Below are 22,760 nucleotides of genomic sequence, written 5' to 3'. Positions count from 1 at the left end.
CGACTCCGAGTGCGACTGCGAGTGCAACCGTCGGTGCGGCTGTCAGTTCGCGATGCGGGACGCATTCCTTCGGCCGGCGTCGCGCGCGATCGCCTTCGCTATCTTCTCGGCGTCGATGGCCAGTTCGCGGAACATCCCGCTGATGGGGTTGGTGAAGCCGGTGAAATAGAGACCGGGCGCGTTCTTCGGTGTGCGGGCGCCGTGGACGACCGGGCGACCGCGTCCGTCGAGAACGTCGAGGTGGCCCACGACGTTCTCCAGGGCGCGCCGGTAGCCGGTCGCGGCGATCACGGCGTCCGGGCCGACGCGGTCGCCGTTCGCGAGGACGACCTTGCCGTCCTCGAAGCCCTCGACCGCGGCCACGACCTCGACCCGGCCCTTGCGGACGGCGTCGATCAGGCCGACGTCCTGCACGGGGATGGACCCCTGGTTGACCCGCGAGTACAGCCCGGTGTCGGGCCGCGGCAGCCCCTTCGAGGAGAGGTCCGGGACGCTGAGCCTGGCCATCGGCCCGGCCAGCCGGTCCACCAGCGCGACCGGCAGCCGTCTGCAGAGGATCCCGGTGTACTGGGCCGCCCAGCCGGCCGTCGACCGGCGCACGATGTGCGGCGCGGTCCGCACGGCGAGGCGTACGCGCGCCGCGCCGCCCTCGACGAGGTCCACGGCGATCTCGGCGCCGGTGTTGCCCACGCCGACCACGAGGACGTCCTGTCCGGCGTAGGGGGCGGGGTTGCGGTACTCGCCGGCGTGCAGGAACTCGCCCGTGTACCCGTCACGGCCCGGCCACTCGGGCACGTACGGCGTGTGGTTGTAGCCGGTGGCCACGACCACCGCGCTGCCGGTCAGCTCACGCCCGCCGGTGGCGTGCAGCAGCCAGCCGGTGCCGTCGGCGGAGGGCTCCACGCGCGAGACCTCGACGCCCGTGACGATCTCCAGCTCGTGGTGCTCGGCGTACTTCTCCAGATAGCGCACCACGTTGTCACGTGACACCCACCGCCCGAACGAGCGCGGCATCGGCAGGCCCGGCAGTCCGGAGAGCCGCCGCGTGGTGTGCAGCCGCAGCCGGTCGTAGTGCCGCCGCCAGGAGGCGCCGACCCGGTCGGACTTCTCCAGCACGACGGCCCGTACGCCCTGGGCGCGCAGCGCGTGCGCGGCCGCGAGGCCGCCCGGCCCGCCCCCGATGACGTACACGGGTCGGTCCTGCTGCGGCGCGGACGCCGCCTGCTGCGTCGGCGTCGGCGTCGGTGCGGGTGCCGGGGATGCCTGGGATGTCGGGTCGGGAGAGTCGGCCATGTGCCGAGCGTATTCACATGGTCACTTGATGGGTCTCGGTCAAGCCCGGAATCGGTTGCGAATTGATCACGGCTGTAGGAGGGGTGTGTGGGGCTTGTGTCGTAGGCCACATGCGTGCGTGCGGTACGGCGCGCGCCCGAGGCGGCGCGGGCGGTCGTAGGCCTCTTGCGCACCTGGGCCCGGTGCGCTGGACTGACGTACCGTCAGATTCAAGAGTGGATCTGCGGTCGCGGGAGGGGTGCGGTGTCATGGACGCGATCTGGCTCACCGGCGCGGAGTGGATGGCCGTGCTCCGTGTCGGGCTCGGGCTGTGGTGGCTGGAGAGCTGGCGGCACAAGGACAAGAAGGGCTGGTTCGAGCGGGGGACCGGGATCGCGTGGGCGGCGGACGTCGCCGCGAAGCACCGGTGGAACACGGTGCGCAGCGGCTTCGAGGTGGTGGTCGCGCCCCGGCCGCGCACGATGGCGTACGTCGTCGTGTACGCCGAACTCGCCCTCGGCCTCGGCCTCGTCGTGGGCCTGCTGACCCCGATCGCCCTGGTCGGCGGACTGCTGCTCAACCTTCTCTACCTCGTGCTGATGATCCACGACTGGGCCGAGCAGGGGCAGAACGCGATGATGGCCCTGATCTCCCTGGTGGCCCTGTTCGGCATGTCCTGGCAGACCTGGTCCCTGGACAGCGCGCTGGGACTCTTCTGATGGCGGCCCCCTTCGGCGCGGCGGCCCGCTTCGACGTACCGGAGATCGACACCTTCACCCGGCCCTACTGGGACGCCGCCGCCGACGGGCACCTGCTGCTGCGCCGGTGCGGCGCGTGCGGGCGCGCCCACCACTACCCGCGGGAGTTCTGCCCGCACTGCTGGAGCGAGACCGTGACCTGGGAGCGGGCGAGCGGCCGTGCCACGCTCTACACCTGGTCCGTCGTCCACCGCAACGACCTGCGGCCCTTCGCGTCCCGCACCCCGTACGTCGCCGCCGTCGTCGACCTCGAAGAGGGGCCGCGGATGATGACCGAGGTCGTGGACTGCGCGGAGGGGGATCTTCGGGTGGGGATGGCGCTGGAGGCGATCTTCCGCACGGCGGGGGAGGCGATTGGGGAGAGCGCTGAGGGCGCTGAGGGCGCGGAGGGTGGGGTCGTGGTTCCGGTGTTCCGGCCCGACCCCTCGTCCTGATCCGTCGCGGGCCGTTGTTGAATGGCTCGATGACCGACTTGTACGAGTCCTCCGGCTCCCTCCCGCGTCCCGAGATCCACGGTTACGGGCTCTGGCTCCGCCCCTGGGACGCGGACGCCGAGGAGGACGTCCAGGCGTGGCTGCGGGGCTACCTCGACCCCGAGTTCCAGCGGTGGAACACACCGCTCAGACCGATAGAGGACCGGGCCGACGCGCAGGAGTCGCTGGCCTCGCGGATCAAGGCCGCCCAGGAGGGGGTGGGCGTCTCGTTCTGTGTCACCGACGCGACCGGCGGCGTACCGCTGGGGCACATCGGGATCAACGACATCGACCATGTCGTACGGGTCGCCCGGGTCGGCTACTGGGTGCTCCCCGATGCGCGCGGCCGTCAGGTGGCCACGCGCGCCCTCGCCCTGGCCTCGCGGTGGGCCTTCGAGGAACTCGGCCTGCACCGGCTGGAGTTGGGGCACGCCGTCGGACATGAGGCTTCCTGCCGGATCGCCGAGCGGTGCGGCTACCCGTACGAGGGCACCCTGCGCGGAGCGATGTTCGAGTCGGGGCGCCTGGACACCTTCCGGGACGTCCATCTGCACGCCCGACTGGCCACGGATCCCGGCACGGACATCGAGCCCGTACTGCCGTAGCGCCCCGCGACGCCCCTGGTGGCCGCTACGGCCACAGCAGCTCCTTGCGCCACTCGCCGTCCGCGCGGCGGTAGGTCAGGCGTACGTGCCGTCGGCGCGCGTCGCCCTGGAAGAACTCCACCTCGTCCGGGGCCAGGACGTACACCGTCCACGACGGCGCCGAGGCGTCCGGTTCGCGGCGGGCGCGGTCCCATGCCGCGTCCGAGGCGTGCTCCAACTCCTCGTAGGAGCCCAGCACTTCGCTCTGCCTGCCGACCAGGGCGGAGGCGAGCGCGCCCGTCGAGCGGGCCCGCAGATCGGCCCGCGCGACCTCGGACGGGGCGACGGTCACCGGCCCGCGCACCCGGATCTGCCGGCCCTGCGCGGGCCAGTAGAAGCCGAGCGCCGCGTACGGGCGGGAGGCCAGGTGCCGGCCCTTCCGGCTGCCCGCGTGCGAGGCGAAGTGCCAGCCCTCCTCGTCGGCGCCGTGCAGCATCACGGTCCGCACGTCGGGCAGGCCCTCGGCGTCCGCCGTGGCCAGCGACATCGTGTGCGGCTCGCACTGCCCGGCGGCCACGGCCCCGGCGAACCACTGCTCGAAGAGCGGCAGCGGATGGGCGGGGGCCGAGGCCGGGGCGAAGTCCGGCAGTTCGGTGTCCCAGACCCGCTGAGACCTCAGCAGCCGTACGAACTCGGAAGGCTCGGCGGGTTCGGCGGGTTCGGCCGGCTCGGTGGGTTCCGCGGGGCCGGAGTGGCCGGAGGGGGTCGCGGGCGGGGTGGGGGCGTCGGCGTTCATGCCCCGATTGTCACGCGGTGGCCGGCCTCAGACCGAACCGAGGTCGGACGACAGCCACCGTTCGGGGCGCATCCGGATGACGACCATCTCGCCGTGCTCCTTCCAGGAGAAGTCGACGTACGCGTCGACCTTGTCGGCCGGGAGGTAGCGGGCCGAGATCTCGTGGAGCTGCTCGCGGGTGGCGGGGGCCGTCCCGACGACCGGCCCTTCGAGGGACACGTACCGGATGGTGGGTTCGAGGCGGTCCACCATCAGGGAGAACCTGCCCGCCGCGCTGATCAGTTCGTGCTTGCGGGAGTTCAGCCCGGTCAGGATCCAGACGAGGCCGCCGGGTTCGTACTGGTACCAGATCGGCACGATGAGCGGGGCGCGGCCCGCCCCGGCGTCGACGGCCAGCGCGGCGACGTACGGCTCGGCAAGGAACTTCTCGCGCTCTTCACGGGGCAGGGCCATGGGGTTCCTCCGGAGTGCGGGGTGCGAGTGGTGCGGGCAGTGGTGTCTTTCCTCGGTTCCTCGGCTGGTTCTTCGGCTGGTTCCTTCGGCTCTTTCAGTTCTTTCAGCGTGATTCGTCCCTCCTCGTATTCCGGGACGGCCACGGCCTGTCGCGGCGGGGCGGGGGTGCAGCGCAGGCCGGTGGTGGTGCTGGCACCACCATGGATCCGGGTGCGCACTGTCTCGATGGGGCGGCCGGGCGACGGCATTGTTGAACCCGGTTGAAGGCGGCCCGGGCAACTGGATTCAGCTGGATTCAACTGAAGCCGGCTGATCGCGAAGGGCGCGACAGCCCCTCGCCCACCCCCGGAAGGAAACCCCCATGAAGTCGCAGCTCGCGGCAGAGCCGGAGACGGTGGGCGAGGCCGCTTCCGGGCCCGGGGCGTTCGCCTCCTTCGTACGGTTCGTGGTGTGCGGCGGCGGTGTCGGGGTTCTTTCGAGTGGTGCGGTGGCGCTGCTGGCGGGGGCGCTGCCCTGGGCCGTGGCGAACGCGGTGATCACCGTCGCGTCGACCGTCCTGTGCACCGAGCTGCACGCGCTGTTCACCTTCGGGACCGGGAAGCGGGCCGGATGGCGCCGGCACTGGCAGTCCGCCGGGTCCGCCACGGCCGCCTACGCGATGACCTCCCTCGCCGTGCTCGTCCTGCACCTGGCGCAGACGTCGCCCGGGGTGCTCACCGAGCAGATCGTCTACCTCGGCGCCTCCGGACTCGCGGGGACCGGCCGGTTCCTGGTCCTGCGGCTGTTCGTCTTCGCGGAGGACCGGAGCGGTCGGGTGGCGGGCGAGGTCACGGCTGTCGCGCCGGTGTCGCCTGCGCCGGTGTCGTCTGCGCCGGTGTCGCTCGTCCCGGTGTCGCTCGGTTCCGTGTCCCGCTCTCCGCTGGTGCTCGCGGCCGGGGCGTGATCGGCTGAGAGGGCGCCTTGGCTCTCCGAGGTCCGGGTGGCTGCGGCCACGGTCGACAGTCCTGGCGGCAGCGATTAGTTTCTCCGGTTCTCGCCGTCCAAGTAGCGACCGGTTCATCGGCCGGTTCACCGACTGGGTCATCGACTGGTTCGCCGGCTGGCTCTCCCGGCCTCGGCGGCCTCTGGAGGAACATCATGAGGAAGATCAGCGCCGGACTGTTCATCTCGCTCGACGGGGTCGTCGAGGCGCCCGACCAGTGGCACTTTCCGTACTTCAACGACGAGATGGGCGCGGCCGTGGGGGCGACCTTCGGTACGGCGGACACCATGCTGTTCGGCCGCAAGACCTATGACAGCTTCGCCGGGGCGTGGCCGGAGCGGGAGGCCGCCGGGGGCGAGGACGCGGGGTTCGCCAAGCAGCTCGGTGACATGCGCAAGATCGTCGTGTCGACGCGGCGGCTGGAGTTCGGCTGGCGCAACTCCGAGCAGTTGGAGGGTGACCTGATCGAGGTCGTGACCGCGCTCAAGGAGCAGGCGGGCGGGGACATCGCGCTGAGCGGGTCGGTGTCTGTCGTACGGCAGTTGCTGGCGGCGGGGCTGTTGGACGAGCTGCATCTGCTGGTGCATCCGATCGCTGTGCGCAAGGGGATGCGGTTGTTCGAGGAGGGGGACTCGGCGGTTCCGCTGACGCTGATCTCTGCGGAGACGTTCAGTACGGGGGTTCTGAACCTGGTGTACGGGCCGGGGGCGGGGGATGCGGCTGGGAGTGCCACGTACGAGGAGGCTCGGGGGCACTTGCCCGAGGAGGGGCGGTAGGGGGTTGGGGGCCCGGCAGGTTGTCGGCTGCGGGTCGTGCGTGGCTGGGTGCGCAGTTCCCCGCGCCCCTGGGTGGGTGGGGGTCTCGGGTGGTGTGTTGGGTGCGGGCCGACGGGGGCTGGGTGCGCAGTTCCCCGCGCCCCTGGGTGGGTGAGGTGTCGGTGGGTTGTTGGCTGCGGGGCGTCTTGGGCCCGGGAGCAGGCAGGCGGGCCCGCTTTTAGGGGCGCGGGGAACTGCGCACCCAGCCCCGGCCGGCCCGCACCCGACGAACCACGCTCCCGCCCCCCGCGTGCTGGCCTGCTTTTAGGGGCGCGGGGAACGGCGCGGCCAGCCCCCGCCGACCCGCACCCGACGAACCACGCACCCCCCTGCGTGCTGTCTGCTGCTGGGGGCGCGGGGAACTGTGCGAGAAGCCCCCGCCGGGTCGCCGGTCGATGGACTGCGTACCCGGTACCCCCTAGGGGGCCGGGGTTCTGCCTGGTTTGCGGGTGAAGCGGCGCAGGCCCCGGCGCGTGGGCTTGAGGGGCTTGTCCTCGGGTGCCATCGGGCTGTGGCCCACGGGCAGCGCCGGAACCGGTGCGGGAGCCGGCACAGGCCGCCCCCGCTGGTCGAGCCGGCTCCGGACGGTGTGCGCCATCGCCTGGTGCGCCGGTTCCAGCAACAACCCCTCCGCGGACAACCGCTCCCACATGTGCAGCAACTCCTGCCCCCGCGTGGCCACCTGCCCCTCGTCCATCAGCCGCTGCCACGCCGCGGTGGCCCGCGCCACATCGGGCGCCGCCCGGTTCAGATCCGTACGGCAGCGGATGCGCGCGACCGTCAGCGCGAGAGTGATGGAGAGCGTGTAGTCGGCGCGCAGATACGCGAGGTACGCCTCTATCGCCCGCGCCTCCAGCGAGAGATCGTCCTCCGCGCCCCGGCGCAGCGTGAGGTGCTCCCGCAGCGCACTGGCGAGGACGAACGCGGCATGCAGTTCCTCGTGCTGCGCGTGCTGGATGATGCGCTCCACACGGGCGAGCGGAGGGAACGCCTCCTCCTCCGCCGCGGTGCGTTCGAGCCCGGGCGGCAGATCGTCCTCGTCGGCGATGGTCCGGCTCGACCCGTCGGGGTACACCCGCAGGCGCGCCACCTGCATCACGGTGCGGTCGATGACGGTGGCCGCCACCGGGGCCCCCAGGGTGCGGGCGAACATGGCGATGGCGTCGAGGATCGTTTCGTTCGGCTTTCGTCTGCCGCTGCCGCCCATCTCCAGCAGATGGCCGTTGACTACGGTCGACCCGTCCTCGGCCACGTAGGCGTCGAGGCGGATCAGCGGCCGTGCGGCGAGCGCGGGCAGGTTTCCCGTGTCACGGGGTGTCAGCGAGTGGGACATCCGCTCATACTCCAGGTCGGACGACGCCGAGAATGGACATCGAGGCGGCCGGAGCGGTGGTGATCGAGCGTCCGGGCCGTGGGGCGTGGACGATCTTCCCGCCCCCGATGTACATGCCCACGTGGGTGGCGTCGTTGAAGTAGATGATCAGGTCTCCGGGCCGCGCGGACGACAGGCTGACGCGGGTCAGTCCCGCCCACTGCGCCTGTGACGTACGGGGTATGGGGTGCCCCGCCCGTGCCCAGGCCACGGAGGTGAGTCCCGAGCAGTCGTACGCCGAGGGGCCCACGGCGCCCCACCCGTACGGTTTCCCGATCTGGGCCATCGCGAAGTTGACGGCCTTCGCGGCCGCGCCGGTCGCCGTCGTCCCGCCACCGCCGCCGACCGGGCCGTTCCCGGTTCCGCCCCCGTTCCCGGAGCCGTTTCCGTTTCCGCTTCCGGTCGAGGTGCCGCCGCCCGTCCCGCCGCCCGACGCCGTCCACCGGGACTCGGCTTCCTCGGCCTTCCGCTTTTCCAACTGGGCGAGCTTGCGGGTCTCTTCCTTCTCAAGGCCCGCCTCGATCTGCTCGGCCTCGGCGATCTTCCCCTCGATCTTCTGCTTCGCCTCGGCCTTGTCCTCGCGGCTGCTCTTCAGCTTCCGCAGTTCCTTCGCGGCGTCGTCGGTCTGCCGGCTCAGTTCCGCGCGGGCGGTCTTCTGGGACTCGGAGACGTTGACCAGGCTGCGCATGACCTGACGGGCCTGGGACGCCTCGTTCAGGGCCTGGTCGGGGTGGTCGCCGAGCAGCAACTGGATACCGGTGGCGGCGAGATCACCTCCGCGGTACTGCGACCGGGCTGCGGCGCCGCCGAGTTCGTGCAGATCGTCCACCCGGTCCTCGGCGCGGGCCAGGCCCTTGCGGAGGGACTTGAGCCGCTTCTCCTGCTTGGTGGCCTTCTCGTTCGCGGTGTTGTACGCCTCGGTGGCGATCTCCGCCGTGCGGTAGAGGCCGTCCAGTTCGGTGCGGATGTCCTCGATCGACTTGTCGCTCTGGGGGTCGGGGTCGCCGGGGGCCGCGTAACTCGGGCCGGATATCAGGGCGATGGTGAAGGCGAGGGTGGTTATGGTGGCGCGACTCCGCAACCGTCTGCCGCCGGTCGACACGTTCATCAGCTCCACTTTCAGAGGTCACGTGCGGGTTGCTCGGGCGGACTTCTTGCGTGTCGCTGTCGCCACCGCGGTTTGTGCGGAGGGTCGTTCGACCCTCGAACACACTACCTTCCCTCTTCTCCCCGGCCCCTGCGTCCCCACGCGTGTCAACCTGCCCGCAGGCAACTTTTCTTTTGCCGTACGCCTTTGGGGCGGGGCCCGGCTGTTCGGCGGCGGGCGGGTGAGGGCTGGCCGCGCCGTTCCCCGCGCCCCTGGGGGGTGGTGGACTCCGGCCGGGGTGTCGGGTGCGGGCCGACGGGGGCTGGGTGCGCCGTTCCCCGCGCCCCTAGGGGGTGGGGGGTCCGGCAGGTTGTCGGCTGCGGGTCGTGTGTGGCTGGGTGCGCCGTTCCCCGCGCCCCTGGGTGGGGTGTCGGTGGGTTGTTGGCTGCGGGGCGTCTTGGGCCCGGGAGCAGGCAGGCGGGCCCGCTTTTAGGGGCGCGGGGAACTGCGCACCCAGCCCCGGCCGGGCCGCACCCGACGAACCACGCGCAGACCGGAGTGGGTGCGCAGGCTCGCCTCTAAGGGGCGCGGGGAACTGCGCGATCAAGCCCCACCGGCCCGCACTCGACAGACCTCGCCCGGTCAGGGGGCCAGGACTGCCTCCTGGGTCGCGGAGCGCTTCGGGTGGTGGCGGCGGAGGTTCGTCGCGAGGATCCGGTCCAGCGTCCGATCGGACAGCATCCGGACCAGCCGAGTGATCACCGCGGCGTCCAGACCCGCCGTGTAGCGCGTGCGCGGCCTCCGCACCGTCACGGCCTTCGCGATGACCCGGGCGGCGGCATCGGCGGTCAGACCCGACGCCGTACCCGAGGCCATGAACCTGTTGTTCGCCCGGACCAGACCGCCGTAGCGCGCGTCATGCTCCGGCGTCATCCGGGCGGCCAACCGGTTCGCCGTCTCGATCCCGCGGGCGGCCATCTCCGTACGAACGCCGCCGGGCTGGATCACGACCACCCGCACACCCATCGGCGCCATCTCCCGGCGGAGCGAATCACTGACCGCCTCCATCGCGAACTTCGCGCCCGCGTACGCCCCGTACGTGGCCATGGCGACCTTGCCGCCGACCGAACTGATGTTGATCACGCGGCCCTTGCTGCGCAGCAGGGCAGGCAGGAGTGCCTGGGTGAGGGCGATGTGGCCGAACAGGTTGACTTCGAACACCCGCCGCCACTCCGCCATCGGCAGGGCTTCGACCGGGGCGTTCACCTGGATACCGGCGTTGTTGACGAGTGCGTGCAGGGCGCGCGGGTCCTCGGCGACCCGCGCGGCGAGCGCTGCCACCTGCTCGGGCTCGGTGATGTCGAGGATGACCGGCTCGATGCCGGGCGCCCGGATGGCGTCGGCGCACGCCGGCCAGGACGTGGAAGCCCTGACGAGCCAGTTCGCGGGCCGCGGAAGCGCCCATGCCCGTGGAGGCGCCGGTCACGACGATCAGCTTCTGGGGCTCATGATTTTCGGATGACGTTGTCACCTTGGTTACGGTACCGGTTCAGGTGACGCTGTCAACTGTATGATGGGAGCCATGGTCACCCGAGCGGAATCCGCCGCCGCCACCCGCCGTGCTCTGCTCGACGCCGCCGCCGAGCTCCTCGACCTCGGCGGGCCCGAGGCCGTCACCCTGCGGGAGGTGGGCGCGCGGGCCGGTGTGAGCCGAGGGGCGCCGTACCGGCATTTCACGGGCAAGGACAGCCTGCTGACCGCCGTCGTGACCGAGGGGTGGGAGCGGATCGCCGACCAGGTGCACACCCTGCGGACCGATCCGGCCCCGTCGACCTCCGAGAAGCTGCGCGGCGCCCTGCGCGCCCTCATCGGCTTCGGCCGGGAGCAGCCGCACCTCTACCTGATGCTGTTCAGGCGCCGCGGACACCGCCCCGAGGAGCTCGGCGAAGGGCTCGATCACGTCCGGCGTCAGCTGTGCGGGCCGGCGAACGACCCGGCTCTGGACCGTATGCGCGCGGCCGGACGTTTCCAGGGCGAGTTCCTGGCCATCGTCACCGACCTCGTCGGGGAGCGGAACACGCCGCACTACGGCGCCCTGCTGCTGGCCGGTGCCCACGGCATCGCGGACATGGAGCTGAGCGGCCACCTCGACACGGACGGGCTGCGCACCACCGCGGACGAGCTCGTCGACACCCTCGTACGCATGGTCGCGAACGTCGGCGACGGGGCGTAGCGGCGCTCTTCATGACTTGCTTTCGCGACAACCTGTCGTAATGTTTACGACAGGTTGTCGCATAAAAGTATGGACATGGAGAGAGGTACCGCTCGTGAACGCCACCGATCACGCCGAAATCATCCAGCTCTTCGGCCGCTACGCAGACATCGCGGACAAGAAGGAGTTCGACGAGCTGCCCGGGCTCGTGCACGCAGACCCGTTCACGATCGATTTCGAGTCGGTCACCGGCATGCCGCCGATGGAAACGCCGCTCGGTGACTACGTCGAGGTCCTCCGCGGTGCCTTCGCGCGCTTCGTGGCGACTCACCACGCCATCACGGGCCATGTCGTCGAGATCGACGGCGACCGCGCGACGATCCACGCGCACGTCCGTGCCGAGCACTGGCTCCCGGCGGAGCTCCCCGCCGGCGGGCCCAACCGCTGGCTGGTGGTCGGCTTCTACGACAACGAGGCGGTCCGTACGGCGGACGGCTGGCGCTTCAGCCGTGTGAAACTCACCGCGACCTATCAGGAGAACGCGCACCTGGTGAGCGCGGCCCTGCCCGCCGAGTAGGAGCTCTGGCGGCGAGGGCTCGACCCCGGGCGACGGGGGAGCCGCGGTGGAAGGAGAATGACCGGATGCCGCGTATTCGGGGAGCCAGCATCGAGGAACACCACGAGATGGTGTGGGCCGACCTCGCCGAGGCGACGCGGCAGCTGCTGCTGGAGCGCGACTACGACTCGATCAACATGGGCCATATCGCGGCCCGGGCCGGGCTCGCGCGCAACACCCTGTACAACTACGCGCGTGACAAGAGCGCCCTGGTCCTGGCGCTGACCGAGAGGGCGAGTCGGCCCGCGGTCGAGCGGGTGGCGGCGATCGCCGGGCGGTCCGCGGAGCCGGCGGCGGTGCGGATGCGGGAGATCGTCGAGGCGGTCCTGGAGGCGTCCATGGACCGGGCCATGCAGCCGATGTTCCGGCCGGGGAACGGGGCGCTGGTCGCGGAGTTGCCGGACGGGCCCGACAATCCGTTCCACGCGATCGTCCTCACGGTGGAGGACGTCGTCCGGGACGGTGTCGCGGGCGGGGAGTTTCGGGACGTGGGTGATGTGCGGCTTGTGGTGGAGCTGTTGTCGGGGGCGATGCGTGCGGGGGCCGAGCGGGTCGGCAGGGACCCTGACGCTTTTGCGGCCACGGTCCGCGCGGCCCAGACAATAGTCCTGGCCTCCCTGACCCACCCGGCCCCTTAGCGCAGGGGCGGTGCGTGGTCCGTCGGCTGCGGGCCGGTGGGGCTTGATCGCGCAGTTCCCCGCGCCCCTTGAAGGCGGGTCTGTGCGCCTGCTTCGGTCGGCGCGGGGATTTGTCGGGTGCGGGCCGGTGGGGGCTGGTCGCGCAGTTCCCCGCGCCCCTTGAAGGCGGGTCTGTGCGCCCACTCCGGTCGGCGAGTTCGTCGGGTGCGGCCCGGCCGGGGCTGGGTGCGCAGTTCCCCGCGCCCCTAAAAGCGGGCCCGCCTGCCTGCTCCCGGGCCCAAGAGGCCCCGCAGCCAACAACCCACCGACACCCCGACCCACCCAGGGGCGCGGGGAACGGCGCACTCAGCCACGCACGGCCCGCAGCCGACAACCTGCCGGACCCCCCACCCCCTAGGGGCGCGGGGAACGGCGCACTCAGCCACGCACGGCCCGCACCCAACACACCACCAGACACCCCCACCCCCCTAGGGGCGCGGGGAACTGCGCACCCAGCCCCCGTCGGCCCGCAGTCGACACCCCGGCCGGAGCCATCCCCACCCCCCACCCCGGCCGGAGGCCACCCCGTTACCGCCCCAGCACCACCGTCGCCGACGAGCAGAACCATCCGCCCGTCCCCGACGCCACCGCCAGTTCGGGCAGGCGTCCGCCACCGCGGTGGACCTGCCGGTCACCCGCCTCGCCGCGCAGCTGCCGTACCGCCTCGACCAGCAGGAACAGCCCCCGCATCCCGGGATGCTGCGCCGACAGCCCGCCCCCGTCCGTGTTGACCGGCAGCTCCCCGCCCGCCACCCGCAACCGCCCCTTCTCCACGAACGCCCCGCCCTCCCCCTTCCCGCAGAAGCCGAGATCCTCCAGCGTCACGAGCGTCATGTACGTGAAGGCGTCGTAGATCTGCGCCAGGTCGATCTCCCCGGGCCGGACTCCCGCCCGTTCGAAGGCGATCCGCCCGCTCACCGCCGCCGGCGACACCGTGAAGTCCGGCCACTCGGACATCGTCGTGTGCGAGACGTGCTCGCCGGTGCCGAGGACCCAGACGGGGGCCGTACGGCAGTCCCGTACGTACTCCTCCGCCACCAGTAGCACCGCCGCCCCGCCGTCCGACCGCAGACAGCAGTGCAGCTTGGTGAAGGGGTCCGCGATCATCGGGCCCGACAGGACGTCGTCGACCGTGATCGGGTCGCGGAACATCGCGTCGGGGTTGAGCGCCGCGTTCTCCCGCGCCTGCACGGCCACCGACGCCAACTGCTCCAGCGTGGTGCCGTATTGGTGCATGTGGCGCCGCGCGGCCATCGCGTACTTGGCGATGAGCGTGTGCCCGTACGGGACCTCGAACTGGAGCGGACCCCGGGCGCCGAAGGAGAGGTTGCCGGTGCGGCGGCCCGCCCTGATGTCCGCGCGGGCCGTGGACCCGTACACCAGCAGGACCGCGTTGGCGTGGCCCGCCGCGATCGCGTCGGCCGCGTGCGCCGCCATGACCTCCCACGTCGATCCGCCGACGGACGTCGAGTCGACCCAGGTGGGACGCAGGCCCAGGTACTCCGCCACCTCGGTCGGCGCCAGTGTGCCGAGGCCCGCCGAGGCGAAGCCGTCGATCACCGACCGGTCGAGACCCGAGTCGGCCAGCGCCCTGCGGGCGGCCTGGGCGTGCAGCGCGTACGGCGTCGCCTCGTCCACGCGGCCGCAGTCGGAGAGGGCCACGCCGACGACGGCCACCTCGCGCCGCGACGGGCCGGGCCGGAGTCTCGGGGTCATGGAATCTGACGGTACATCAGATACAGGGCTGCGCGGGAGGTGTCGTGGGCCTGTGCATCTGGTGGACATCGCTCTAATATGACGGGCCGTCAGATCAGGGAAGCGGACGCCGGACACCCGGCCCGGGGAGGAGCCCGCCGATGGACGCAACCTTCACCGCGGAACAGGACCAGATCCGCCGCACCCTGCGTGAGCTGCTCCTCAAGCGCTGTGGCCCGGAGGAGGTCAGGGCCGCCGTGCGGACCGCGGACGGCTACGACCCCGGCCTGTGGGAAACCCTCGCGCAGCGACTCGGCCTGCCCGGCCTCGCACTCCCCGACGCCTACGGGGGAGTCGGAGCGACGGTCACCGAACTCGCACTCGCCGCGGAGGAGTTGGGGCGGGCCCTGGCCCCCTCCCCGCTGCTCGCGACCGCCGTCCTGAGCGCGCCTCTCGTACTCGCCCTCGGCAGCGGGAGCCAGCGTGCCGCCCTGCTGCCCCGTCTCGCCTCCGGCGAACTCACCGCCGCCCTCGCCGTACCGGGGGCCGGGCTGACCACCGCCCTCGGCCTCACCGGCGACAACCGCGGCGACTGGGCGGGCGGCGGGCGGGCCGGCGGCGTACAGGCGCGGCAGGCCGACGGCGGGTGGCGGCTGTACGGGCAGGCCGACCAGGTGCTCGACGGGCACAGCGCGGACCTGCTGGTCGTCGCCGCGCACACCGGGGGCTTCGCCCGCTCGCGCACCCTCTTCTTCCTCGTGCGGGAGGGGGCGACCCGCGTACGGCAGACCTCCCTCGACGAGACCCGGTCGCGGAGCCGTGTCCAACTGCGGGATGTGAGAGCCGAGTTACTGGGGGACGGGAAACGCGCTGATGTCGGCGCCGTGCTCGCCCGCGTGGGGGACTCCGCCGCGGCCGTCCTCGCCGCGGAGGCCGTCGGGGCCGCCGACCGCGTACTGGAGCGGACCGTGGAGTACGTCAAGCAGCGTGAGCAGTTCGGGCGGGCGATCGGGTCGTTCCAGGCGGTGAAGCACCGGCTCGCCGACCTGTACGTGCAGGTCCAGGGCGCGCGCTCCGCCGCCTACTACGCGGCCTGGGCCACCGCCGAGGGCAAGGAGAGGGTCGGTGGGCTCGCGCTCGCGCAGGCTCTGGAGGCGCTGCGCGTCTGCGCCTCCGAATCCGTCCAGCTGCACGGCGGGATCGGGTTCACCTGGGAGCACGAGGCGCACCTGTACTTCAAGCGGGCGGCCGGTGACGAACTGCTCTTCGGACCGGTGCACCGGCTGCGCGCGTACGCGGCCGAGGAAGCGCGGCTCTTCGGCGGCGGGGAGGTGGCGGTCTGATGCCCACGCCTCCTTCGGGCTCCGGGCAGCCTCCGCGGCGCCCCGGCGTCCGGCTGGTGCAGAAGGTGTCCTCGACCCGGGGTTTCGCGAAGGTCGCGCCCCATGTCGTTCCGGCACTCGACCGTGCGGTGCACCGGCTCACCCGTGGAAAAGTGCTGCTCAGCGCGCAGATGCTGCCCGGTGTCATCCTTACGGCGCGGGGTGCGAGGAGCGGGCTGCCCAGGCGTACGCCACTCGCCTGCATGCCGGAGGAGGAGCGAACGGAGGCTCGGGCGGAGGGCCGCTCGGGTGAGGGGGCGGTCGGGAGCTGGGTCCTCATCGGGTCCAACTTCGGGCGTACGGACCATCCGGCCTGGACCGCCAATCTGCTCGCCCACCCGGACGTGGAGATCAACTGGAAGGGCCGGGACATCCCGGTGACCGCCCGCCTGCTGAGCGGCGCGGAACGGGAGGCGGCGTGGCGGGCGTTGCTGGAGTTCTGGCCGCCGTACGCGACGTACCAGTCACGGGTGGAGCGGGAGATCCGGCTGTTCCGGATCGTACGGAGATGACGGACGCGCGGCGGGCACGAGGGAAAGGGCCCGGTGCGGACCCGGGAGCGCGACAGGCGGCAGTTCACCGAGGTGAACTGCCGCCTGTGTGACAGGACGGGTGCCTGGAAACGGCGAGTCGGTAACGTGCGGACCGCGCGGACTACTTGGTCGGCTTCTTGCCCGTCACGCCCAGGTGAACCAACAGCGCCAGGTTCGGCTTCAGTTCAGCCTGCTTCACGCCCCACGTCTGGAAGCCCTTCTGGTGCGAGGCCACCGCCGCGAGCATCGCCACGAGGGAGCCCGCCATCGCGGCGGGGCTGACGTCCTTGTCGACCTTGCCCTTGGCCTGGAGCTCCTTGACCGTGTCCGTGAGGGAGTTGTTCACGGAGTTGAGGATCTTCATTCGGATCTTGTAGAAGCGTTTGTCGCCCTCGGCGGCGCCCAGATCGACGACCCGGAGGATGGCATCGTTTTTGCGCCAGAACTCAAGGAATCCGTCCACGAGTTCCTGCGCGGTCTGCCAGCCCGCCTTGCCGACCCAGGAGCGTCCTTCGAGGAGCTCGGTCAACCCGGCGCCCTCCGCCGCCATTTGCTCGGCGAGCTCCAGGACGGCGCCCTCGACGTCCGGGAAATACTGGTAGAAGGTCGCCGGTGAAGTGCCCGCCTTCCGCGCGACGTCGATGACTTTGACGTCGCGGTAGGGCGAGGAGCTGAGCATCTCGCTGAGGCAGTCGAGCAGCTTCTGCCGCGTCGCCTGCCCGCGCCGACCGGCCACACGGCCGTCGACGGTACGCACTTGTCCTGTCATGCCGTCAGCTTACCGAGGGGTGATCGGAGCGCGATTCGGCCGACTGCAAATGGGGTGCGCAGGCCCGCGGGGCAGGGGCGGCGCCCGCTCTGCGGGATGCGCGAAAGGCCGTTAGCTTGGCCGCATGGCTGGATCTGAAGGCTCTGCCGCGTTCGCCGAGGGCGTCCCCTGCTGGATCGACGCCCAGCTCCCGGACGTCGAGGCGGGCAAGCGTTTCTACGGCGGACTCTTCGGCTGGACCTTCGAGCCCTTCACCCCGGCCGCCGACGGGCCGTACGCGGGTGCCGTACGGGCGCGTCTGGACGGGGAGCCCGTCGCGGCCCTCGTGCCGAAGCGGGACGGCCGGATGCCCACCGTGTGGGCGGTCTACTTCGCCACCCCGGACGCCCAGGACATGGCCGACCGCATCCGCAAGGGGGGCGGCCAGATCATCACGACACCCGTGCCCGTGGGACCGTACGGCGTCGGGGCCCTCGCCGCCGACCCCGAGGGCGCGGTCTTCGGGCTCTGGGAGGCCGGTACGCACCCCGGCTTCGGCAGGTACCGCGGTACGGGCGCCTTCAGCTGGGTCGAGCTGTACTCGCGGGACACCGCCACCGCCGACGCCTTCTACCCCGGCCTGTTCCGCGACGCCCTCTTCGGGCCCGGCGCCACCCGGGAATTCGGCCGTGCCCACATCTCCGACGTCTTCCCCGCCGAGATGCCGCCCCACTTCCTCGTGCACTTCGACGTCCAGGACTGCGAGGCCACGCTCGGCGCGGTGGTGAGGCTCGGCGGCCGGGTCCAGGCGCCGCCGTTCGAGACCTCGTACGGGCGGGTGGCCGTCGTCGGTGACAATCAGGGGGCTTCCTTCGCGTTGCTGCAGCGCCGAGACGGGTGACGAGTCGTACGAGATGGGTGACGAGTCGCGCTCCGGCGCGGAATTTCAGGTTTCTCCGCCGCTGAAATGGGCGATGCTCCGAGGTCGAAACCCGTACGGGAAGCTCTGAAAGGCACCGAAAAGCCCCGGCCGACGTTGAAAAACAAGGCAGACCAAGGGTGTTTGCCCGGGAATGGTCGGAGACATCCCGAATCGGTCCCGGGTTCGCAACCCGAGCCCCGGACAGGAAGAATCGGGGGTGCGTGCCGCCGGAGCGGCTCGGTGGTGAGACGCTGCGCAGTGGCTGGAGCGGTGGCTGGAAGCGCGGCCGCGTACGGGGAGGTGGCAGGCAAGTGGTGGATCAGCTGACACAGCACGATCCGCGGCGGATCGGGCCGTTCGAGGTGCTGGGACGGCTGGGCGCCGGCGGCATGGGGCTGGTCTATCTCGCACGCTCGGCCTCGGGCCGGCGGGTGGCGATCAAGACGGTCAGGACCGAGCTCGCCGAGGACCAGCTGTTCCGCGTCCGCTTCTCGCGCGAGGTGGAGGCGGCCCGCGCCGTCTCCGGCTTCTACACGGCGGCCGTCGTCGACGCCGACGCGCGCGCGGCCGTGCCCTGGCTGGCCACCGCCTACGTGCCCGCGCCCTCCCTCGAAGAAATAGTGACCGAGTGCGGGCCGATGCCGGCCCAGGCGGTCCGCTGGCTCGCCGCGGGCGTCGCCGAGGCGCTGCAGTCCATCCACGGCGCCGGTCTCGTCCACCGCGACCTGAAGCCCTCGAACGTCCTCGTCGTCGAGGACGGGCCGCGCGTCATCGACTTCGGTATCGCCTCCGGTGTCTCGAACACGCGGCTGACCATGACGAACGTCGCCGTCGGCACCCCCGCGTACATGTCACCCGAGCAGGCCAAGGACTCCCGCAGCGTGACCGGCGCGAGCGATGTCTTCTCGCTCGGCTCGATGCTCGTCTTCGCCGCCACCGGACACGCGCCCTTCCACGGCGCGAACCCCGTCGAGACCGTCTTCATGCTGCTCCGGGAGGGCCCGGACCTCGAAGGTCTCCCGGCCGAGCTGCGCCCGCTGATCGAGTCCTGCATGCAGATGGACGCGACGGCCCGCCCCAACCCGGCCGACCTCCAGGCCCAGCTGGCACCCCACCTCTTCGGCTCCGGCTCCGACGACAGCGGTACCGCGTCCGCGTGGCTGCCCGAGCGGGCCGTCAGCCTGATAGAGACGCGACGCGGCGGCCGGCCGGCCCCGAAGCCCCCGTCCGGCCGCAGCGGCGGGCGCGGGGTGGCCGTGGTGCCGCCCCCGCCGCCGCACGACCCGCCGATGCCACCGCCCCTGCCGGCCGTACCGGTCGGCGCGGGCGTCGGCCGGCCCGGCGGCGCACCCGACGTCGGGCCGGTGCGCCTCGCCGGTGCCCAGGTGCCGATCGGGCCCGGCCCGCGCGTCGCCGACGCCCGCGCGGCCGCCGTGAAGGCGCCGCCCCCGGAGGCCGGACTCGCGGCCTCCTGGTCCCGCTCGCGCCCCGGCGTGAACGGCGCCGAACCCGTGGCGGCCGGACCCGTCCCCGTACCCGCGCCCGCGGCCGGACCCGACGGCGGCTCCTCCTGGCGGGCCTGGCGTTTCCGCATGTCCAACGACGTGTGGGGGACGCCCGCCGTCGCCGGGGACCTGGTCTACGTCACCTCCTTCGAGGTGCACGCCCTGGACGTGGCCACCGGCCGGCGCCGCTTCAAGACCCGGGACGTCGCCTGGTCGATGGCGGTCGCCGGAGGCCGTGTCCACGCCTCCGACGGCCCCACCCTCTTCGCCCTGGACGCCCGCGAGGGCACCGACCTGTGGCGGCTGCCGACCGACGCCTGGGTGTACTCCCTCAAGGCCGACCGGGGCACCGTCGTCACCGGCACCCGCGGCGGCGGCGTACAGGCCTGGGAGGCCGCCAACGGGCAGAAACTCTGGGAGATCACCGGCGCCCAGACCGACTTCGAGTCGCCCGAGGCCGGTCCGGCCGTCCACGACGGCACGGTCTATATCTGGAAGGACGCCCGGCTGCGCGCCCTGGAGGCCCGTACGGGGGAGGAGCGCTGGTCGTACCCGATCGGCGACGCGGCCTCCTGCGGCGGGGTGCCCGTCCGGATCACCCAGGCCGACGACGGATACGTGTACGTGTCGGCCGGGACGCGCGTCCTCGCCATCGACATCGCCGGCGGGCATGTGCGCTGGCACTTCGAGGCGCCCGCGGTGTTCCTGAGCCCGCCCACCTTCGCGCCGGGACCGGCCGTCACGGGAGGCGGGGTGTACCTCGCCGACTACCTCGGCACGGTGTACGCGCTCGACGCCACCGACGGCCGTGACCGCTGGCGCATCGCCACGGAGGCCCGCTCGTCCATCGACCCGGTGCTCGTCTCCGCCGGCCATGTCCACGTGGGCAGCGGCAAGGGGCTCTACACGCTGGACGCGGTCACCGGTACGCCGAAGTGGCGCTTCCAGGCGGGCGGCGACCTGGTGGGGGCGCCGGCCGTCGCCGACGGGCGCATCCACTTCGGCTCGACGGACCACCTGCTCTACACCCTGAAGGCCGACGACGGCCGGCTGCGGTGGAAGCTCGCCACCGGCGGTGAGATCACCGGGTCCCCGGTCGTGAAGGACGGGGTGGTGTACGCGTGCAGCAAGGATCGGTGCGTGTACGCGTTGGACGCGGAGAAGGGGACGGGGACGGCCCGTTCCTGAACGGGCCTGGTCCCCCGGGCGGAGGGCGGGGGCTTGGGGCCGTGGGTGCGTGCGGGCCCGTCGTGGCTGGTCGCGCAGTCCGGAGGACATCGGCGCCCTGCACGAGTGAGCCCCCGGGAGCGGGTCCCGGGAAGCGGGCCCCCTACGCGAACCGTCCCGGTCGGCTCAGCGGGTCCGGAACTCCGTGCGGCGGGTGCCGAACAGCTCCGCCTGTGCCTCCGGTGGCAGGTTCCCGAGCGAGACCAGGTGCGGCGCCTGGGAAAGGGCCGCCGTTCGGGTCGCTTCCTGGGCCGACCAGACGGCCCGGACCGTCCCCTGCACCGCGGCGGGCGGGTAGGAGGCGATGACGGCCGCGCAGCGGACCGCCGCCGTCACCGCCTCGCCCGGCGCCGTCACCTCCGAGACCAGCCCCACCTCGTACGCCCGCCGCGCGGAGACGCGTTCGGCCGTCCCCATCAGGGCCATGCGGGCCACCTCCCCGAACGGCATCCGCTGGGCCAGGTAGACGGACTCGTACGCGTTGACCATGCCGTACGTCGTGTGCGGGTCGAAGAACGTGGCCGTCTCGTCCGCGATCACGAAGTCGGACTCGCCGATCAGATAGAACGCCCCGCCGCACGCCATCCCGTTGACGGCGGCGATCACCGGCTTCCACAGGCCGGCCGCCTTCGGGCCGATCGCGACGAGCGGATCGTCCACCATGAACGGCGACCCGGGCTGCGGCACCTCGGCGTCCCGGTCGAGCCCCGTCGAGAAGGCCCGCTCGCCCGCCCCGGTGAGGACGATCGCCCGTACGGAGTCGTCGAACCTGAACTCGGCCCAGGTGGAGGTCAGTTCGGCGGCCGTGGCGAGGTCGATGGCGTTGAGGCGGGCCGGGCGGTCGAGGGTGACGACGGCGACACCGGTGTCCTTGTCGGCGGTGATGCGCAGGGTCACGGCCGCTCCAGTACCCACCGGGGAAGCCGCGTGCCGTCCCCGCCGTCCGTGAAGACCACTTGCACCCTCGCGCCGATCCGGATCCGCTCCCGGGCGACGGAGTCGATCGGCGCGTCCGGCCCGGTGACGAGATTCCCCACCAGCCGGATGCCGGGCGCCTCCGCCAGCTCGACGACGACCACGTTGTACGGGGCCAGCGCCGCGTAGTCCGGCAGGAGAGGCGGATGCGGCACGACGTACGACCAGATACGTCCCCTGCCGCTCATCCTGCGCCACTCGCTGTCGAAGGAGTGGCAGTGCGGGCAGCAGGGCCGGGGCGGGAAACGCAGCTCCCCGCAGCCGGGTTCGGCGCAGGCCTGGACGCGCAGCTCGCCCCGGGCCGTGTACTCCCAGAACGGGGCGCCGTCGTCGTCCACGACAGGTGTGAGCATGTGGGCTCCTCGGATGCCTGTGAGGCTTCGTCGTTCGGGGCTCGGGGTCCGGTCAGTTCCTCAGGAGCAGCGCCGAGGTCGGGACCCCCTCGCCCGCCGTGACCAGGCAGGTCGCGGCGTCCGGAACCTGCGCGGTACTGGTTCCCCTGAGCTGCTTCACGCCCTCGTTGATGAGGTTGAAGCCGTGCACGTACGCCTCCGAGAGGCCGCCGCCGCTCGTGTTCAGCGGAAGCCGTCCGCCGATCTCCAGGGCGCCGCCCTCGGTGAACGCCCCGCCCTCGCCCCGGCCGCAGAAGCCGTAGCCCTCCAGGGAGAGCGGTATGAGGGGCGTGAACGCGTCGTAGATCTGGGCGACGTCGACGTCCTCCGGGGTGAAGTCGGCGTGTTTCCACAGGTGCCGCGCGGCCGTCCAGGCGGGTCCTGTCAGCGGGTCGTCGTTCCAGTAGTTGACCATCCCGTGGTGCTGGGCGGGCAGGCCCTGGGCGGCCGAGTGCACGTACACGGGCCGCCGCCGGCAGTCGCGGGCCCGCTCGGCGGAGACGACCACGCAGGCCAGCGCCCCGTCCGTCTCCAGGCAGTTGTCGAAGAGGCAGAGCGGCTCGCTGATCCAGCGGGAGGTCATATACATGTCCCGGGTCAGCGGTCGCTCGTACATCATCGCGGAGGGGTTCTGGTTGGCCCGGTTGCGGCAGGCGAGGGCGACGTTGAAGAGGTGGTCGCGGCTCGCCCCGAACTCGTGCAGATAGCGGCGGGTGAGCATGGCTATCTCGTCGGCGGGGCGCAGCAGGCCGAAGGGGCGGGTCCACTGCGCGGGGGTGGGGAGCTGGACGGCCGTGTTCTTCCACGGACGGGGTCCGCTGCCCCGCTTGCGTGAGCGCCAGGCGACCCCGACCGTGGCCTGTCCGGTGGCCACGGCGGCGGCCAGATGCGCGACGGTGGCGCACGAACCGCCGCCCCCGAAGCCGACCTTGCTGAAGAAGCTGAGGTCGCCGAACCCGACGGCCTTGGCGACCTCGACCTCGTCGGTCTCCTCCATGGTGTAAGAGGCGAGCGCGTCGACCTCGGCCGGGGAGATCCCCGCGTCGTCGAGGGCGGCGAGGATCGCCCGGCAGGCCAACGCCTTCTCGCTCTCGGGGAGTTGCTTGGCGAAGGGGGTCTGTCCGATCCCGACGACGGCGGTGGCGTCCTTGAGTCCCGCTGCACCGGTGCCTGCCATGGGCACACCTCCACGACGGTCCACGAATGCTGACAGGGCGTCAGGCTACAGCTAATCTGACGGGTAGTCAGGTAGTCGGCCGATGGCCGATCGGTCGGTGGAGGGGA

The 22,760-nt window shown here is 72.0% G+C and carries 22 protein-coding genes and 1 pseudogene; 12 read left to right on the top strand and 11 right to left on the bottom strand.

The features are described 5' to 3' along the window. Window positions 1–42: 42 nt before the first annotated feature. A complete protein-coding gene (locus OHS59_RS20155; RefSeq protein WP_328494806.1) occupies window positions 43–1,293 on the bottom strand; it encodes a flavin-containing monooxygenase in 1,251 nt (416 codons plus the stop codon). Between the two features lie 248 nt (window positions 1,294–1,541). On the opposite strand from OHS59_RS20155, the gene OHS59_RS20150 reads away from it, so the two are divergent. The 3 genes from OHS59_RS20150 to OHS59_RS20140 are packed head-to-tail and all read left to right on the top strand — an operon-like array spanning window position 1,542 to window position 3,108. Next, complete coding sequence (locus OHS59_RS20150) at window positions 1,542–1,991, top strand: DoxX family protein (RefSeq protein WP_328494805.1); 450 nt, start codon at window positions 1,542–1,544, stop codon at window positions 1,989–1,991. Further along, a complete protein-coding gene (locus tag OHS59_RS20145) occupies window positions 1,991–2,464 on the top strand; it encodes a Zn-ribbon domain-containing OB-fold protein (protein ID WP_328494804.1) in 474 nt (157 codons plus the stop codon). The genes OHS59_RS20150 and OHS59_RS20145 overlap by 1 nt, the downstream gene beginning before the upstream one ends. Window positions 2,465–2,493: 29 nt before the next feature. Then, window positions 2,494–3,108, top strand: coding sequence for a GNAT family N-acetyltransferase (locus OHS59_RS20140; protein WP_328494803.1), 615 nt, complete (start codon window positions 2,494–2,496; stop codon window positions 3,106–3,108). Between the two features lie 25 nt (window positions 3,109–3,133). Here OHS59_RS20140 and OHS59_RS20135 read toward each other — a convergent pair whose 3' ends face one another. Together OHS59_RS20135 and OHS59_RS20130 are read right to left on the bottom strand one after the other, a co-directional pair. After that, window positions 3,134–3,883 (bottom strand): pyridoxine/pyridoxamine 5'-phosphate oxidase, encoded by a 750-nt coding sequence (locus OHS59_RS20135; protein WP_328494802.1) that lies wholly within the window; start codon window positions 3,881–3,883, stop codon window positions 3,134–3,136. 27 nt (window positions 3,884–3,910) lie between these two features. After that, window positions 3,911–4,336, bottom strand: a complete 426-nt coding sequence (locus OHS59_RS20130) for a pyridoxamine 5'-phosphate oxidase family protein (protein WP_328494801.1) — start codon at window positions 4,334–4,336, stop codon at window positions 3,911–3,913. A 361-nt stretch (window positions 4,337–4,697) separates the two neighbouring features. Here OHS59_RS20130 and OHS59_RS20125 point away from each other — a divergent pair, with 361 nt between their 5' ends. Next, a complete protein-coding gene (locus OHS59_RS20125) occupies window positions 4,698–5,279 on the top strand; it encodes a hypothetical protein (RefSeq protein ID WP_328494800.1) in 582 nt (193 codons plus the stop codon). 194 nt (window positions 5,280–5,473) lie between these two features. After that, complete coding sequence (locus OHS59_RS20120) at window positions 5,474–6,094, top strand: dihydrofolate reductase family protein (protein ID WP_328494799.1); 621 nt, start codon at window positions 5,474–5,476, stop codon at window positions 6,092–6,094. A 457-nt stretch (window positions 6,095–6,551) separates the two neighbouring features. On the opposite strand, the gene OHS59_RS20115 is transcribed toward OHS59_RS20120, so the two are convergent. The 3 genes and pseudogenes from OHS59_RS20115 to OHS59_RS20105 form a co-directional block, all read right to left on the bottom strand. Continuing rightward, window positions 6,552–7,466: a hypothetical protein gene (locus OHS59_RS20115; protein ID WP_328494798.1), complete on the bottom strand. Its 915-nt coding sequence runs from the start codon at window positions 7,464–7,466 to the stop codon at window positions 6,552–6,554. Between the two features lie 4 nt (window positions 7,467–7,470). Further along, on the bottom strand, window positions 7,471–8,613 hold the full coding sequence (locus OHS59_RS20110; protein ID WP_328494797.1) for a C40 family peptidase: 1,143 nt from the start codon (window positions 8,611–8,613) through the stop codon (window positions 7,471–7,473). Between the two features lie 621 nt (window positions 8,614–9,234). Then, window positions 9,235–10,057 (bottom strand): annotated as a pseudogene (locus tag OHS59_RS20105) (SDR family NAD(P)-dependent oxidoreductase). A 117-nt stretch (window positions 10,058–10,174) separates the two neighbouring features. On the opposite strand from OHS59_RS20105, the gene OHS59_RS20100 reads away from it, so the two are divergent. The 3 genes from OHS59_RS20100 to OHS59_RS20090 all read left to right on the top strand — a co-directional run bounded on the left by OHS59_RS20100 (window position 10,175) and on the right by OHS59_RS20090 (window position 12,058). Further along, window positions 10,175–10,825: a TetR/AcrR family transcriptional regulator gene (locus tag OHS59_RS20100; protein ID WP_328494796.1), complete on the top strand. Its 651-nt coding sequence runs from the start codon at window positions 10,175–10,177 to the stop codon at window positions 10,823–10,825. Window positions 10,826–10,919: 94 nt separating this feature from the next. Further along, on the top strand, window positions 10,920–11,381 hold the full coding sequence (locus OHS59_RS20095; RefSeq protein ID WP_328494795.1) for a nuclear transport factor 2 family protein: 462 nt from the start codon (window positions 10,920–10,922) through the stop codon (window positions 11,379–11,381). 65 nt (window positions 11,382–11,446) lie between these two features. Continuing rightward, window positions 11,447–12,058 (top strand): TetR/AcrR family transcriptional regulator, encoded by a 612-nt coding sequence (locus OHS59_RS20090; protein ID WP_328494794.1) that lies wholly within the window; start codon window positions 11,447–11,449, stop codon window positions 12,056–12,058. Between the two features lie 567 nt (window positions 12,059–12,625). On the opposite strand, the gene OHS59_RS20085 is transcribed toward OHS59_RS20090, so the two are convergent. After that, window positions 12,626–13,813 (bottom strand): thiolase C-terminal domain-containing protein, encoded by a 1,188-nt coding sequence (locus tag OHS59_RS20085; protein ID WP_328494793.1) that lies wholly within the window; start codon window positions 13,811–13,813, stop codon window positions 12,626–12,628. A 140-nt stretch (window positions 13,814–13,953) separates the two neighbouring features. Between OHS59_RS20085 and OHS59_RS20080 the strand changes: the two genes are divergently transcribed. Beyond that, complete coding sequence (locus OHS59_RS20080) at window positions 13,954–15,135, top strand: acyl-CoA dehydrogenase family protein (RefSeq protein WP_328494792.1); 1,182 nt, start codon at window positions 13,954–13,956, stop codon at window positions 15,133–15,135. Further along, window positions 15,135–15,686 (top strand): nitroreductase family deazaflavin-dependent oxidoreductase, encoded by a 552-nt coding sequence (locus OHS59_RS20075; protein ID WP_328494791.1) that lies wholly within the window; start codon window positions 15,135–15,137, stop codon window positions 15,684–15,686. The genes OHS59_RS20080 and OHS59_RS20075 overlap by 1 nt, the downstream gene beginning before the upstream one ends. 142 nt (window positions 15,687–15,828) lie before the next feature. Here OHS59_RS20075 and OHS59_RS20070 read toward each other — a convergent pair whose 3' ends face one another. Then, window positions 15,829–16,476 carry a TetR family transcriptional regulator gene (locus OHS59_RS20070; RefSeq protein WP_328494790.1) on the bottom strand — a complete coding sequence of 216 codons (648 nt, stop codon included), beginning with the start codon at window positions 16,474–16,476 and terminating at the stop codon, window positions 15,829–15,831. Window positions 16,477–16,600: 124 nt separating this feature from the next. On the opposite strand from OHS59_RS20070, the gene OHS59_RS20065 reads away from it, so the two are divergent. Both OHS59_RS20065 and OHS59_RS20060 read left to right on the top strand, forming a co-directional pair. Beyond that, the gene (locus OHS59_RS20065) at window positions 16,601–17,356 is read left to right on the top strand and encodes a VOC family protein (protein WP_328494789.1); all 756 of its coding nucleotides are present in this window, start codon (window positions 16,601–16,603) and stop codon (window positions 17,354–17,356) included. Between the two features lie 332 nt (window positions 17,357–17,688). Continuing rightward, window positions 17,689–20,070: a serine/threonine-protein kinase gene (locus tag OHS59_RS20060; protein ID WP_328494788.1), complete on the top strand. Its 2,382-nt coding sequence runs from the start codon at window positions 17,689–17,691 to the stop codon at window positions 20,068–20,070. Window positions 20,071–20,235: 165 nt separating this feature from the next. On the opposite strand, the gene OHS59_RS20055 is transcribed toward OHS59_RS20060, so the two are convergent. From OHS59_RS20055 to OHS59_RS20045, 3 genes are read right to left on the bottom strand one after another with little or no spacing between them, the layout of a single operon-like run. Further along, window positions 20,236–21,006 (bottom strand): enoyl-CoA hydratase/isomerase family protein, encoded by a 771-nt coding sequence (locus OHS59_RS20055; protein ID WP_328494787.1) that lies wholly within the window; start codon window positions 21,004–21,006, stop codon window positions 20,236–20,238. After that, complete coding sequence (locus tag OHS59_RS20050) at window positions 21,003–21,437, bottom strand: Zn-ribbon domain-containing OB-fold protein (protein WP_328494786.1); 435 nt, start codon at window positions 21,435–21,437, stop codon at window positions 21,003–21,005. The genes OHS59_RS20055 and OHS59_RS20050 overlap by 4 nt, the downstream gene beginning before the upstream one ends. A gap of 52 nt (window positions 21,438–21,489) precedes the next feature. Then, window positions 21,490–22,653, bottom strand: a complete 1,164-nt coding sequence (locus tag OHS59_RS20045; RefSeq protein ID WP_328494785.1) for a lipid-transfer protein — start codon at window positions 22,651–22,653, stop codon at window positions 21,490–21,492. Between the last annotated feature and the right edge of the window lie 107 nt (window positions 22,654–22,760).

Origin of the sequence: Streptomyces sp. NBC_00414, assembly GCF_036038375.1 — a bacterium.
Taxonomy (GTDB): domain Bacteria; phylum Actinomycetota; class Actinomycetes; order Streptomycetales; family Streptomycetaceae; genus Streptomyces.
Note: the sequence above shows the minus strand (reverse complement) of the source record. Positions and strands in the feature narration are given on the sequence as shown.